The 13,805-nt window shown below is 69.0% G+C and carries 11 protein-coding genes; 3 read left to right on the forward strand and 8 right to left on the reverse strand.

The annotated features are described in order from the left end of the window. Nucleotides 1-31 precede the first annotated feature (31 nt). Genes QP609_RS06660 through QP609_RS06670 form a run of 3 tightly spaced genes read right to left on the reverse strand, consistent with a single transcriptional unit; the run spans nucleotide 32 to nucleotide 4,664 of the window. Nucleotides 32-1,471, reverse strand: a complete 1,440-nt coding sequence (locus tag QP609_RS06660) for a TolC family protein (RefSeq protein ID WP_046429746.1) — start codon at nucleotides 1,469-1,471, stop codon at nucleotides 32-34. Then, the gene (locus tag QP609_RS06665) at nucleotides 1,468-3,426 is read right to left on the reverse strand and encodes a MacB family efflux pump subunit (protein ID WP_014646530.1); all 1,959 of its coding nucleotides are present in this window, start codon (nucleotides 3,424-3,426) and stop codon (nucleotides 1,468-1,470) included. Before QP609_RS06665 ends, QP609_RS06660 begins: the two co-directional genes overlap by 4 nt. After that, nucleotides 3,423-4,664, reverse strand: coding sequence for an efflux RND transporter periplasmic adaptor subunit (locus tag QP609_RS06670; RefSeq protein ID WP_014646531.1), 1,242 nt, complete (start codon nucleotides 4,662-4,664; stop codon nucleotides 3,423-3,425). Before QP609_RS06670 ends, QP609_RS06665 begins: the two co-directional genes overlap by 4 nt. Before the next feature lie 204 nt (nucleotides 4,665-4,868). Between QP609_RS06670 and QP609_RS06675 the strand changes: the two genes are divergently transcribed. The 3 genes from QP609_RS06675 to QP609_RS06685 all read left to right on the forward strand — a co-directional run bounded on the left by QP609_RS06675 (nucleotide 4,869) and on the right by QP609_RS06685 (nucleotide 10,216). Next, the gene (locus tag QP609_RS06675) at nucleotides 4,869-5,597 is read left to right on the forward strand and encodes a response regulator (RefSeq protein WP_041863210.1); all 729 of its coding nucleotides are present in this window, start codon (nucleotides 4,869-4,871) and stop codon (nucleotides 5,595-5,597) included. 6 nt (nucleotides 5,598-5,603) lie between these two features. Next, nucleotides 5,604-7,013, forward strand: a complete 1,410-nt coding sequence (locus QP609_RS06680) for an ATP-binding protein (protein WP_032956880.1) — start codon at nucleotides 5,604-5,606, stop codon at nucleotides 7,011-7,013. A gap of 176 nt (nucleotides 7,014-7,189) precedes the next feature. Beyond that, on the forward strand, nucleotides 7,190-10,216 hold the full coding sequence (locus tag QP609_RS06685) for a ligand-binding sensor domain-containing diguanylate cyclase (protein WP_197621427.1): 3,027 nt from the start codon (nucleotides 7,190-7,192) through the stop codon (nucleotides 10,214-10,216). Between the two features lie 161 nt (nucleotides 10,217-10,377). Here the strand turns inward: QP609_RS06685 and rnt are convergent, their stop codons facing one another. The 5 genes from rnt to QP609_RS06710 all read right to left on the reverse strand — a co-directional run bounded on the left by rnt (nucleotide 10,378) and on the right by QP609_RS06710 (nucleotide 13,669). After that, nucleotides 10,378-11,028 (reverse strand): ribonuclease T, encoded by a 651-nt coding sequence (gene rnt / locus QP609_RS06690; protein WP_049407974.1) that lies wholly within the window; start codon nucleotides 11,026-11,028, stop codon nucleotides 10,378-10,380. 131 nt (nucleotides 11,029-11,159) lie between these two features. Further along, nucleotides 11,160-11,681, reverse strand: a complete 522-nt coding sequence (locus tag QP609_RS06695; RefSeq protein ID WP_014646534.1) for a DoxX family protein — start codon at nucleotides 11,679-11,681, stop codon at nucleotides 11,160-11,162. A 24-nt stretch (nucleotides 11,682-11,705) separates the two neighbouring features. Beyond that, nucleotides 11,706-12,461 carry a putative DNA-binding domain-containing protein gene (locus QP609_RS06700; protein WP_049407976.1) on the reverse strand — a complete coding sequence of 252 codons (756 nt, stop codon included), beginning with the start codon at nucleotides 12,459-12,461 and terminating at the stop codon, nucleotides 11,706-11,708. Next, nucleotides 12,454-13,329, reverse strand: coding sequence for a DUF692 domain-containing protein (locus tag QP609_RS06705; protein ID WP_041863215.1), 876 nt, complete (start codon nucleotides 13,327-13,329; stop codon nucleotides 12,454-12,456). The genes QP609_RS06700 and QP609_RS06705 overlap by 8 nt, the downstream gene beginning before the upstream one ends. Beyond that, a complete protein-coding gene (locus QP609_RS06710; protein ID WP_014646537.1) occupies nucleotides 13,316-13,669 on the reverse strand; it encodes a hypothetical protein in 354 nt (117 codons plus the stop codon). Before QP609_RS06710 ends, QP609_RS06705 begins: the two co-directional genes overlap by 14 nt. Between the last annotated feature and the right edge of the window lie 136 nt (nucleotides 13,670-13,805).

Raw genomic sequence — 13,805 nt, forward strand, 5'->3', positions numbered from 1 at the left:
AAAGGGATCTGACCCCGTTTCATGTCCCGCCTCACCCCGCGCTGCCGCCCAACGCCTTGAACAGCGTCACGTCGTTGTTGAGCTGGCCCTGGCGCGCACGTGCCAGCGACAGTTCGGCATCACGCCGGGTCTGCTGCGCTTCCAGCCAGGTGCGCAGATCGGTGGCACCCACGCGGTAACGCACTTCCTGCGCGCGTTCCACTTCCACCGCTTCGTCGTATGAAGCCTGCGAGGCCGCCACCTGGCGCGCCAGCTGCTCGCGCGCCGACAGTGCGTTGTCCACTTCCGAGAGCGCGGTATACAGCGTCTTGCGGAAGTTGCTGGCGGCGATCTGGTAGGCGGTGCCGGCGATATCGGTATCCAGCTGCGCACGCTGCAGGTTGAGGAACGGCAGCGACAGGCCGGCGCCCAGCGTGGCCACCGGGTTGCGCAGTACATCGCCCAGCGAGGTCGCGCTTGAACCGAGGCTGCCGGTCAGGCTCAGCGCAGGGTAGTACTGGGTGGCGGTGACCTTGATGGTCTTCAGGCTGTTGCGCAGGCGAAGTTCGGCCGCGCGCAGATCGGGGCGGCGGCCGAGCAGATCGGTCGGCAGGCCTTCGCTGATGGCTGGGCTGCGTGCGCCCAGCAGGTCCTGTGGTTCGTCCTGCTGGGGCCAGGGCGTGCCGTCCAGCAGCACGGTCAGCGCGTTGCGCACCTCCACCCGCTGCTGTTCCAGCGCGCTCTGCGAGGACCGCTGCGACTGCAGGTTCTGCAGTGCCTGGCGCACTTCCAGGCGCGATACCGCACCGGCGTCGAAGCGGGCCTGCACCAGTTCGCGGGTGCGTTCCAGGCGCTCCAGGTTGGCCTGGCCGGTGGCGATCGACTGGTTGAGGTAGGCCAGGTTCCAGTACTGGGTGATGGTGTCGCTGATCACCAGCAGCGCGGTGTTCTGCCGGTCTTCCTCGCTGGCCTCGGCTTCCCAGCGGGCGATGTCGCGCTGGGTGCGCAGGCGGCCCCACAGGTCCACTTCCCAACCCAGCGAGACGCCGGTGGAATAGCTGCGGCGCCAATCATCAGACTGGTCGGTGGCGCGGCTGGCGCTGCCGCTCACGCCGGATGACGAGGGCTGCGGCCACAGTGCGTTGCTGGCCAGGCCGGCCTGCAGGCGCGAACGCTGCACGGCCAGGCCGGCGGCGGCCAGATCGCTGTTGGCGGCCAGCGCCTGCGCCACCAGGCGGTCCAGGCGTTCATCGCCGAAGCCGGTCCACCAGGTGTCCTGGCGGATGTCGCGGCCCGGTGTATCCAGGCTGCTGCGCGGGTCATCGGCTGGCGCGTTGAGGGTGGCATCGCCACGTCCATACTGCGCCGCCACGGCCGGGTCGTGCACCGGGTAGCGGCCGACCGACGCGCAGCCGGACAGGGCGAGTAGAACGGCACCGGCCAGCAGCAGGTGCCGGGGAGCGGGGAAGGGCAGTCGGGTCATCATCTTCATTCGCGGGCCAGGGCCTCCACCGGGTCGAGCTGCGCGGCGTTGCGCGCTGGCAGGAAGCCGAACGCAACGCCGATCAGGGTCGAGCAGGCAAACGCGGCGACGATCGAGGCGGTGGAGAACAGCACCTGGAAGTCGCTGGCGAAGCGGCCGATCATCGAGCCCAGCAGCAGGGCCAGGCCGATACCGAGCACGCCGCCGAGCAGGCAGACCAGCACCGCTTCGATCAGGAACTGCTGGCGGATATCACTCTGCCGTGCACCGACGGCCATGCGCACCCCGATCTCGCGGGTGCGCTCGGTCACCGATACCAGCATGATGTTCATCACGCCGATGCCACCGACCAGCAACGCGATGGCGGCGATGGCACCGATCAGCAGGGTCATCGTGCGCGTGGTCTGCTCGATGGTCTCGCGGATCTCGGCGCTGTTGCTGAGGAAGAAATCCTCGGTGCCATGGCGCAGGGTCAGCAGGCGGGTGATCGCTTCCTGCGCGGCGTCCATCGGCGTGTCATCGTCCACGCGCACGGTGATGCTGGACACGTGGCTCTGGCCGAGCATGCGCGACATCACCGTGGTGTACGGCACCCACACGCTGAGGCTGGTGCTGCCGCCGAAGCCGAAACTCTGCCGCTTGGCCACGCCGACCACGCGCGCCGGCACGTTGCCGAGCAGGATCACCTGGCCGACCGGGTCGACATCGGGAAAGAACTGGGACTGGGTGTTCTCGTCGATCACCGCCACCTGGCCCAGGCCCTTGACCGCATCGGCATCGAAGAAGCTGCCGCTGAGCAGGGTCACGCCCTTGACCCGGAAGAACTGCTCGCCAACGCCGCTGACCTGGGCGGTGGACGACTGGTTGCGGTAACGCGCGGTGACCGAAGTCGATACGCTGGGGGTGGCGCTGTCTACGTAGCTCTGCCTTGCCAGTGCATCGGCATCGCTGGCCTTGAGCGTCTGTACGCGCGCCGAGCGCATGTCGCCGAAACCGCGGCCGGGATAGACGTCGATGGTATTGGTGCCGAGCGCGCTGATGTTCTGCAGGATCTGCTGCTGGGAGCCATTGCCCAGCGCCACCACCGAGACCACCGAGGCGATGCCGATGATGATGCCGAGCATGGTCAGGAAGGTTCGCAGCCGATGTGCGTTCATCGCCAGCAGCGCCATGCGGAACGCTTCGGTGAAGCGGTCGCGCGCGGCCCGCCAGCTGTTGCCGCGGGCGACGCCGGTACTGGCCTCGCGCTGCGCACGGTAGGTCGGCGCATTCGGGTTGGCGCGGTCGGCGATGATCTCGCCATCGCGGATTTCGATGATGCGCTGCGCGTGCTCGGCCACGCTCATGTCGTGGGTGACGATGATGATGGTGTGGCCTTCGGCATGCAGTTCGCCGAGGATCGCCATCACTTCCTCGCCGGATTTCGTGTCCAGCGCGCCGGTCGGTTCGTCGGCCAGGATCACCTCGCCGCCGTTCATCAGGGCGCGTGCGATCGACACGCGCTGCTGCTGGCCACCGGACAGCTGGCCCGGCTTGTGATGCATGCGGTCGCTCAGGCCCAGCCGCTGCAGCAGTTGCTCGGCACGCGCGTTGCGCACCGGGCCGGGGCTGCCGGCGTACACCGCCGGCACTTCCACGTTGCCGCGCGCATCCAGGTCGCCGAGCAGGTGGTAGCGCTGGAAGATGAAACCGAAATGCTCGCGGCGCAGTTCGGCCAGTTCGTCCGGTTGCATCTTCCCGGTTTCGCGGCTGGCCACCTGGTAGCTGCCACGGGTGGGACGATCGAGGCAGCCGAGGATGTTCATCAGCGTCGACTTGCCCGAGCCGGACTGGCCGACGATGGCCACCATCTCACCGGCGTGGATGTCGAGATTGACGTCGCGCAGCACGGCGATCACATCATCGCCGGCCGGGAATTCACGTCGCAGGTCGCGCAGGCGCAGCAGCGGCGCCGTCGTGCTCATCGGCGCCCCATGCCCGGGCCGCCAACCCGCATCTGCATGCCGCCGCGGTTGCCGCCGCCGGCGCTGGCACCGGCCGCACCCGCTTCGCCAACCACCACGCGCTCGCCTTCCTTCAGCCCGGACAGGATCTCGGCCGAGGCGCCATTGTTGATGCCCACCGTGACCTTGCGCGGCTGCGGCTGGCCCTTGTCGTCCAGCACCCGCACCATGCGCTCGTCGCCACGGCGCTTCGGCCCCAGCGCCACTGCCGGCACCATCAGCACGCCCTTGGCCTGCTTGAGCAGCACCGAGACCTGCGCGGTCATGTCGATGCGCAGCGTGCCATCCGGGTTCTCCACGTCGAACAGCGCGTTGTAGTAGACCGCGCTGCTGGAACTGGAACTGGAGGAGCTGCTGGAGCTGGATGAATTCTCGTTGGCGATCGAGGCTGGCGCCGGATTGATCTGGCGCAGCGTGGCGTGGTACTTGCGGTCCGGGTCGCCGAGCGTGGTGAAGTACACCGGCATGCCGGCCTTGATCTTGACCACGTCGGCCTCGGAGATCTCCGCATTGACGGTGACCACGTCCAGCCGCGCCAGCATGACGATGGTCGGCGCGGTCTGGTTGGCGTTCACCGTGCGGCCTTCCTCGGCCACCACCGCCACCACGGTGCCGTCCATCGGCGCGGTAATGCGGGTGTAGGCCAGGTTGGCGCGGGCGGTGCCCAGCTCGGTTTCGCGGCCCTTGATCTGCGCCTCGTAGGACTGCAGCTGGGCACGGGCGGTCTTCAGCTGCGCCTCGGCGGCATCGTATTCCTGGCGCGAGGTGGCCTCGGCGGCCAGCATCTGCTGCTGGCGCGCGAATTCCAGTTCGGCCTGGCGCAGGGTGGCCTGCTGGACGGCGCGCTGGGCGGTGACCTGGTCCAGCGAGGCCTGCGCGTTGAGCACCTGGTTCTGCTGGGTGGTGGCGTCGATCTCGGCAATCAGGTCGCCTTCCTTCACGGTGTCGCCCAGCTGCACCTTCAGCGACTTGATCTGGCCCGAGGCCTGCGCACCGACGCTGACCAGCTTGTAGGCATCGATCACGCCGGTGGCGTCCACCGTCTGCTCGATGTCACCGCGGCTGACCGGCGAGGTGGCCACCGCCGGCGCGGCGGGCTTGCGCAGCAGCCACCAGGCGGTCGCGGCGACGATCAGGGCAAGCAGGGCGATCAGTATCAGGCGACTCCGGCGGGTCGCGGGCAGCAGGCGGAACGTCACGTCGTGGCTTCACTCTCGGGGCCGCGCGTGCGGCGTTGGCGGGCATTGTGAAGACCGGGCGATGGACGGCTCAATCCTCGGGGTATGTCTGTATGTAACACTGTCGGTGAATACGCGTAACCACAGGTATCCCGCCCGTGGGTGGATACACTGGTACGCATTGCCCCGGATGCGGTTCAGCTGCCGACACGGGATGATCGCGACATGGAGACTGAAAACCCGATGCATCGACTGCTGATCGTCGACGACGACAACGACATCCGCACGCTGCTGGCCGAGCAGCTCGGCCGCGCCGGTTACCTGGTGAGCACGGCGGCCGATGGCACCGCCATGCGCCAGCTGCTGGACCGCGAGCACGTGGACCTGATCGTGCTCGACCTCAACCTGCCGCGCGAGGATGGCCTGACCCTGTGCCGTGACCTGCGTGCGCGTTCGAACACGCCGGTGATCATGCTGACCGCACGCGCCGAGCCGATCGATCGCGTGCTGGGCCTGGAAATGGGCGCCGATGACTACCTGGCCAAGCCGTTCGAACCGCGCGAGCTGCTGGCACGCATCCGCAACGTGCTGCGCCGGACCGAGGCGCTGCCGGCCAACCTGGAGCCGCTGGCGGTGCGCCGTGCGCGCTTCTCGCGCTGGGTGTTCGACCTGGAGCATCGCCACCTGGTCGATCCGGATGACCGCGTGGTGGTGCTGTCCGGCGCCGAGTTCCGCCTGCTGCGGGTGTTCATCGCGCACGCCAACAAGGTGCTGTCGCGCGAGCAGCTGGTCGCGCTCAGCAGTGGCCGCAACTACGAGGCACAGGACCGCGCGATCGACCTGCAGGTCAGCCGCCTGCGCAACAAGCTGGGCGACGACGGTGGCCCGGACGGACTGATCAAGACCGTGCGCAACGAGGGCTACGTGCTGGCCTCCGCGGTCAACCTGGAATAAGCCGCGATGAAGCGCCTGCGCCATTTCCTGTCCTCGATGGTCGGGCGGTTGTTCGTGATCCTGCTGCTGGGCATGGCGGTGGCTGCGATCGGCGCGACCATGCTGGCCACTTCCAAGCGCCAGCAGGAGTTCGAGCGGCAGAACCTGAACCGCATCGCCGACCGCCTGCAGGGCTACGTCAACCTGCTGGACGGCAATCCGGAGCTGCGCGAGCGCCTGCTGGCGATCGGCGGGCCGAGCGTGCGCGCGCTGCAGCCCGGAGCCCGCCTCGGGCGTGCCGACACGGCGCTGATGGAAGTGCTGGAAGACCGCCCCGGACCGGTGTCGCGCGCGCATGTGCACTTCGCTTCGTTCCGCTCCTGCATTCCCAAGCTGCAGGACCTGCTGCCGCCGCCACCGCCGGGTCACCGGCGGCCGCCGCGCGAACGCGACCCGGCGTTCATCCCGCCCAAGTGCCGCGCGGTGGACGTGACCCTCAACGACGGCACGCTGCTGAAACTGGCGCTGGACTCGCCGGCGGTGGCGCACAACGGCATCCTCGCCGTGGACCCGTGGTTCCTGACCCTGCTGGTGCTGGCGATTGCCGTGCTGGCCTATATCGTTGCGCGCATGGCCAGTGCGCCACTGCAGGAACTGGCCGCCGCTGCCGAGGATCTCGGCGACGATCTGCAGCGCGACCCGTTGCCATTGCGCGGGCCGCGTGAAGTGCAGCGCGCCGCCGAAGCCTTCAACGCCATGCAGCACCGCCTGCAGCGGCACCTGGCCGAACGCACGCAGATGCTGGCGGCGATCACCCATGACCTGCAGACGCCGCTGACCCGGTTGCGCCTGCGCCTGGAGAATGTCAGCGACGAAGCCCTGCGCGAGCGCCTGATCGGTGACCTGGCGGCGATGCAGGCGCTGGTGCGCGAGGGCCTGGAACTGGCCCGCAGTGCCGAGAGTGCCGAGCAGCGCGCCGCACTCGACCTGGATTCACTGCTGGAGAGCATCGTCGAGGACACCGCCGAAGGCGGCGCCGACGTGGTCTTCGAGGGGGGCAGTGGTTCGGTGCTGATGCTGCGTCCGCTGGCCATGCACCGCCTGTTCTCCAACCTGGTGGACAACGCGGTGATGTACGCGCAACGGGCGCGGGTACGGGTCGAGCGCAGCGGCGGTGCGATCACCGTAGTGGTGGCCGATGACGGCCCCGGCCTGGCCGAAGAGCAGCTGGAGGCGGTGTTCGATCCGTTCGTGCGGGTGGAAACCTCGCGTTCGCGCCAGACCGGCGGGGCCGGCCTGGGCCTGACCATCGCCCGCGCCCTGGCCGAGAAGGACGGCGCGCGGCTGTGGCTGCGCAACCGGGCCGAAGGTGGCCTGGAGGCGGTGGTGCAGTGGCCGGCCAGTGCCCAGGTGGTGGCGCCCGGCCGCGCCGGCTGAGCCGGCGGGCCGCGGACGGTGACGCCGGGGCCGGGGTTTGGCCTATCATCTGCCCATCTCCCCAGTCTCCCCTCGATGAGCCAGCCCGTTCCCGCCGGCATGCCAGTGCGCGCTGCCCGGCTGTTCCCGCACGCTGCCGCGCCCTGCAGCCGCACCTGGCCGCCGCTGCTGCGGTGATGGGCGGGCAGGGGGACGAGGGGCGCTGGGTGGAGCGCCGCGCATCAGGATTCAGGCGGGCACTGCGGCAGGGCCTGCTGTGGTTGCTGCTGGCCCTCGCGCTGCCGCTGGCGGCACAGGAGGGCGCGCCCCCGCTGCGCGACTACGCCATCGATGTATGGACCTCGCGCAACGGCCTGCCGCACAACTCGCTGCGCGACATCGCACAGACGCCGGAGGGCCACCTGTGGTTCGCCACCTGGGAAGGGCTGGTGCGCTACAACGGCCTGGACTTCACCGTGTTCGACCGCAGTACGCGCCCGGGCCTGCGCGACAACGGCATCGGCGCACTGTTCGTCGACCGCCAGGGCGGGCTGTGGATCAGCGATTCGCGCGGCAACGTCAGCCACCGCGGCAGCGACGGCCAATGGCGGGTCTGGGAGCACCAGGCCGGTACACCGCAGGTGCTGATCCAGTCCATGCAGATGGACAGCCAGGGCCGGCTCTGGCTGCTGTACGAAGGCAAGGGCATCGGCTACCTGACGCCGGATGCCGGCATCGTCTACCAGGCACCGGCGGCGGACCTGCCGATGGCGATGAGCTTCACCAAGCTGGTGGTCGATGCACAGGACCGGGTATGGGTCGGCACGCTCGACGGGCTGGTGCTGCGCGACAACGACGGCGTGCTCAAGCGCGCGCCCGCCGCGTGGGGGCTGGGCGCCGGCAGCGGCCTGTCGTGGCCGTACCGGGCACCGGATGGCGCGCTGTGGATCGTCGCCGGCGAGCGCCTGTACCGGGTGGAGGACGACCAGCTGGTGCTGGTGCACCGCCTGCCGGGCCAGCTGCACATGACCTCGATGCTGCAGGACCGGCATGGCGATCTGTGGCTGGGTACCGAGAACCAGGGCCTGCTGCGCATTTCCGCCCATGGCCTGGAGCGGCTGCCGGCCGGCCTGAACCTGCCGGGCGGACGCGTGGTCAGCCTGCGCGAGGATGCCGAAGGCAGCATCTGGGTGGGAGCCAATGGGGGCCTGTACCGCCTGCGCGAAACACTGTTCAGCAGCTTCACCGAGCGCGATGGGCTCAGTGGCGACTACGTGCGCACGGTGTTCGAGGATCGCGACCGCCAGCTGTGGGTCGGCAGCGCCAGCGGCCTTGACCTCCAGACCCGCGACGGTCGTTTCCGCGCGGTGCCGCTGCACAACCGCGGCGGCAAGGCGCCCTCGGTACTGAGCCTGGCACAGGGGCCGGACGGTGACCTGTGGGTGGGAACCTTCGGCGACGGCGTTTACCGGCTGGGTCGCGATGGGGGCCTGCGCCACAACTATGCGGCGGCTGACGGCATGCCGGGCGGCAACATCCGTGCGATCACCGTTGACCCGCAGGGCGTGGTCTGGGCCGGCACGCAGAAGGGCGTGGTGCGCATCGACGGCGACCGGGTGCAGGTCTCGAACGTGCCGGGCATGCCCGGCGGCCTGATCACCGCGCTCGAGCATGACCGCCAGGGCAACCTGTGGATCGGCACCATCGAAGGCATCCGCGTGCTGCGTGGCGACCACGTGCAGTCGATCGACCTGGCCCCGCTGGGGGGCGGCCGCAGCGTGTTCGGTTTCCACCAGCTGGGCGATGCGATGTGGATCAGCAGTGATCGTGGCCTGTACCGCTGGCGCAACGGTGCGCTGGCGCGGGTCGGCCTGGAGCAGGGCATGCCGGTGGACGCGGTGTTCCAGCTGGTGCCGGACCGCCTCGGCAATGTCTGGATCAGCAGCAACCGTGGTGTGCTGCGCACCGACATGGCCACCCTCAATGCGGTGGCCGATGGCCGCACGCCGCGGGTGGTGCTGGAGCGCTACAACGAGATCGACGGCATGGCCAATGCACAGGCCAATGGCAGCTCCAGTCCATCGGCGATCCTGCGCCAGGATGGCACGTTCTGGGTGGTCACCGCCGGTGGCCTGAGCACGGTCGACCCGCAACGCCTGCAGCGTTTCCGCGAGCGGCCATCGCCGCCGGCGGCGATCGAGAGCGTGCAGGTGGATGGTGCGCCGGTGCACTGGGAGGGACCGGATCGCAATTACATTCCCGGTGGCCGCCGGTTGGCGGTGAGCTATGTCGGCCTGAGCTACCTGATGTCCGACCGGATCCGCTACCGCACGCGGCTGGACGGCCTCGATGCCGGCTGGGTCGAGCGTGGCCCGCAGCGCAGCGTCGAGTTCGTTGGCCTGCCGCCGGGCGACTACACCCTGCATGTGGCTGCGGCGCATCCGGGCGGCAGCTGGGGCCAACAGGAGGCGGTGTGGAGCTTCAGCGTCGAGCCGTTCTGGTGGCAGCGGCGCAGCGTGCAGGCGCTGGGCGGGCTGTTGCTGCTGGCCGGCCTGGTGGCACTGTACCGCCTGCTGCTGCAGCAGCTGAAGGCCAGCAACCTGCGCCTGGCGCGGCGGGTGGACGACGCGACCTTCGACCTGCAGGCCAAGACCGTGCACCTGCAGGCGCTGAACCAGGAAAAGACCGAGCTGGCCGAGCGCCTGGCGCGCCAGGCCGAAGCCTTCGAGCGCCAGGCCCGCGAGGATGCGCTGACCGGGCTGGCCAACCGCCGCGGCTTCGACGAGACGCTGGCGCGTGACTTCGCCCGTTCGCAGCGCAGTGGTCATCCACTGTGCCTGGTGGTGCTGGACATCGACCATTTCAAGGACGTCAACGACCGCCACAGCCACAGCATCGGCGATGCCGTGCTGGTGCAGGTGGCGACGCTGATCGCAGCCGCCAGCCGCGACTCCGACCTGCCGGCGCGAACCGGCGGCGAAGAGTTCGCGCTGCTGCTCAACGACACCCGCCTGGAGGAAGCCGCGCAGCTGTGCGCGCGCCTGCGCGGCCTGTTCCATGACCACCCCGACTGGGCCGGTGTGGAAGGCCTGCGCGTGACCTTCAGTGCGGGGCTGGTGGAGCTGGATGCCGACGACCGCACCCCGGCGCTGCTGTACCAGCGCGCAGACCGCGCGCTGTACCGCGCCAAGAGCGACGGCCGTGATCGCACGAGCATTGGTTGATCGCATCCACGCATGGCGTGGATCTACTGTGCGGCGGTGATTCGCCACCATGCATCGATGGAACGACGTCGGCCTGTAGAGTCGAGCCGTGCTCGACTACCGCGCGGCAGCGGGGAAAAAGGTGCAGCCGAGCATGGCCCGGCTCTACAGAAAGCGCTGTCTTACCGCGGCCAGGCGTTGGCGATGGTGCAGAACAGCCGCGCGGTCTGCTCGGTGTCATATACCGCGCTGTGCGCTTCATTTGCATCCCAACCCAGCCCGGCGGCAGTGGCCGCACGCGCCAGCACGGTCTGCCCGTAGGCGATACCGGCCAGGGTGACCGTGTCGAACACGCTGAACGGATGGAACGGGTTGCGCTTGTGGCCGGTCCGCGCCACGGCCGCGTTGACGAAGCCGAGGTCGAAATGGGCGTTGTGGCCAACCAGGATCGCGCGCTGGCAGCCGTACTTCTTCATCGCCGCACGCACCGGAGTGAAGATGTGGTCCAACGCCGCTTTTTCTTCCTTGGCCAGCCGGAACGGATGGTCGAGGATGATGCCGGTCACTTCCAGCGACTTCGGGTCGATCTCCAGGCCCTCGGCCGGGACCACGTGGGCACTGGCGGTCTGGCCGGGGTAGAGCAGGCCGTTCTCGTCCATCTCGATCGGCACCGCAGCGATTTCCAGCAGCGCGTTGCGCTGGCTGTCGAAGCCGCCGGTTTCCACATCCACCACCACCGGCAGGAAGCCGCGGAAGCGTTGTGACATCGCGCGCTGCGCCTGGGGAACTGCGGAATCGGGAACGGCGGCAGGTGCGGGGATGGGGTCATTCATGCGTGAATTCTATCAGAGCGGCCCTGAGCGCCCGGCCACGCAGCCCATGCCAGCCACCGTAGTGGCACGAACGCAGAACCCGGTAGGTGCCAACCTTGGTTGGCACATGACGCGCCGACCAAGGTCGGCATCTACCGAACCGCTGGCCGCGCAGGTGTGGCCGAGGGAGACCACCGCGCCAACCAGGCGTCCACGCTCAGCTTGCCGGCGCCGGTGAAGATCAGCGGCAGCAGCATGGCCATGAACAGCACCGGCAGCTTGAAGTTGCCGAAGCCCTGGTCGCTGATCGCATAGCCCATGGCCAGGTCGGCCAGCGAGTTCCACTCCATCGGCCAATGCACCGCATAGGTGGCCACCACGGTCAGCACCAGCAGGCTCGCGGCGGCGAAACGGGTGCCGAAACCGAACAGCAGGCAGGCCGCCCCGAGCAGTTCGAACCAGGTCGCCAGTTGCCAGTTCAGGGTGGCCGGCAACTGGTCGAACGGGAATGGAAAGGCGTCCTGCAGGTCGGCGAACCAGTTCTGGCCGCGCAGCTTCTCGCGGCCGGATTCGAAGAATTCCCAGGCCAGCAGCAGGCGCAGGCCGAGCGGGGCCAACCAGGGGGCGAGACGGTCCAGCTGGCCACGCGCGGCGGCCAGGGTCGGAAGGTTCATCAGGGGATCTCCGCAAATGGGGTGTCAGGGCGGGGTGGTGAGCGGGCCGATCACGCCGGCCTGCAGGAACTGCCGCAGCAGCGCGGCACCGGGGCCGGCCAGCGCGTCTTCGGCCAGCCCATGCGTGGTGGCGAGGCGTTGCAGGTACGTACGGCCTTCCAGCCCAGGCTGTTCACCGATGCTGGACAGCAGGTGCACCGCCAAGGGGCTGAGCGCGGCGAATCGCACTTCACCGTCGGCTTCGCGGCGGACCAGCAGGCCGGTGGGTTCTGGGAGGGGCTGGGTCGGCGCATCCTCTGCACCGAGACGGTGCACCGGCCACTGGTACAGCAGCGGCCACGCCAGCGGCGAACGCTGCAGCGGCACCCGCAGCGGATCGACATCGCCAGGCGCAGGAAGTGGCTCGGCCTGCAACTGGTACAGCGCGGTTTCCACCCACTCGTAGTGGGCCAGTTCGGCCAGCGCCGGGTGCGGCAGCTGCGGCTGTGCCTGCAGCCACTGCACGAACTCGGCGGCCAGCTCGGTGAACAGGGGGGTCTGGCAGCGATGGGTGGCGAAGTAGTGGCGCACCAGCGCGCTCCATGCCGGTTCGCCGAGCAGGCGGACGCAGACCGGGAAACCGTTGCTCAGGAGCCCGAGCAGGTTGTTGAACAGCAGGTGCTGGTACACCGCCAACCGGCGTGCATCCAGGCCGGCCGGTGCCGGCACCGCCTGTGGATCGCGCAGGTGCGCGGTGAACGCGTGCTGCTGCGCGCGCAGGGTGTCGATAGCGTCAGCCATGTGCAGCCCCGGCGTGTGCGGCCTGCAGGCGGCGGATGGTCTGCAGTTCGCCCTGCAGTTCCGCATAGGGCGGGAAATTGAAATCGCGTTCGAGCAGGGTGGGGCGTGGGCCGATGCGAGCATAGGTACGCGCCAGCAACTCCCAGACCGGATCAATCACCGCGCTGCCATGGGTATCGATCTTCAGGTCGGGTGCCTCGTCCAGGTGCCCGGCCACGTGCAGGCAGACGATGCGCTGCGCGGGCAGGCCGGCGATGAAGGCATCGGCATCGTAGCCGTGGTTGCAGGCGTTGACGTAGACGTTGTTGACGTCCAGCAGCAGGTCGCAGTCGGCTTCGGCGAGCACCGCATTGGTGAACGCCAGCTCGTCCATCGCCGGTTCCGGCGCCAGGTAGTAGGACACGTTCTCCACCGCGATGCGCCGGCCGAGCAGGTCCTGCACGCGGCGGATGCGCTGCGCGGTATGGCGCACGGCTTCGTCGGTGAAGGGGATCGGCAGCAGGTCGTACAGGTGGCCGTCGTCGCTGCAGTAGCTCAGGTGCTCGCTGTACAGCGGCACGCGGTGCTTTTCGAGGAACCGGCCGACCTGCTCCAGCAGCTGGGTGTCCAGGGCGGCACTGCCGCCCAGCGACAGCGACAGGCCGTGGCAGCTCAGCGGATGGCGGTGTGCCAGTTCGGCCAGGGCATCACCGGCCGGGCCGCCGACATGGATCCAGTTCTCCGGCGCGCATTCCAGGAAGTCGAAGTCGCCTGCCGGAGCGTCACGCAGATCCTGCAGCAGCGCCCGGCGCAGGCCCAACCCTGCAGCCGCCGCGCGAAGCGGCGACTGCGGGTGGACGAGGCTGGCGCGGACGTCAGTGCTTGCCACCGCACTTGCCTTCGCCGCACTTGCCTTCAGCCGACTTCGTGTCGCCGGTCTTGGCCTTGGCGCCCGCTGCGCCGGCAGCCTTGCCCTTGTCGGCACCGCACTTGCCTTCGCCGGTCTTGCCGTCGGCACCACACTTGCCTTCGGCGTGCTTGGTCGCGTCGGCTGCCATCTTGGTATCGGCGGCCTTGGCATCGGTGCTGGCCTTGGCTGCCTGGCCGGCCACCAGGTAGCCCTGGGCGAGGTCGCTCATGCTCAGCGCCGAGGCGCTGGCGGTCATGCCCAGGCCGGCGGCCAGGGCGGTAGCGGTCAGCAGGGACAGGGTCTTGTTGGAACTGCTCATCGGTCTTACTCCTGGGTGGTGGGCAGGTGCCCGGGGTGAATCGATGGTGCAGCGATCCTACTCAACGAATCCTCGCCAAGAACTCAAATTTTCGTGAGATCTGTTACAGAAGCATCCGGCAGGTCCGCACCGGGCA

Origin of the sequence: Stenotrophomonas sp. 8(2023) (assembly GCF_030345295.1) — a bacterium.
Taxonomy (GTDB): Bacteria; Pseudomonadota; Gammaproteobacteria; order Xanthomonadales; family Xanthomonadaceae; genus Stenotrophomonas; species Stenotrophomonas muris.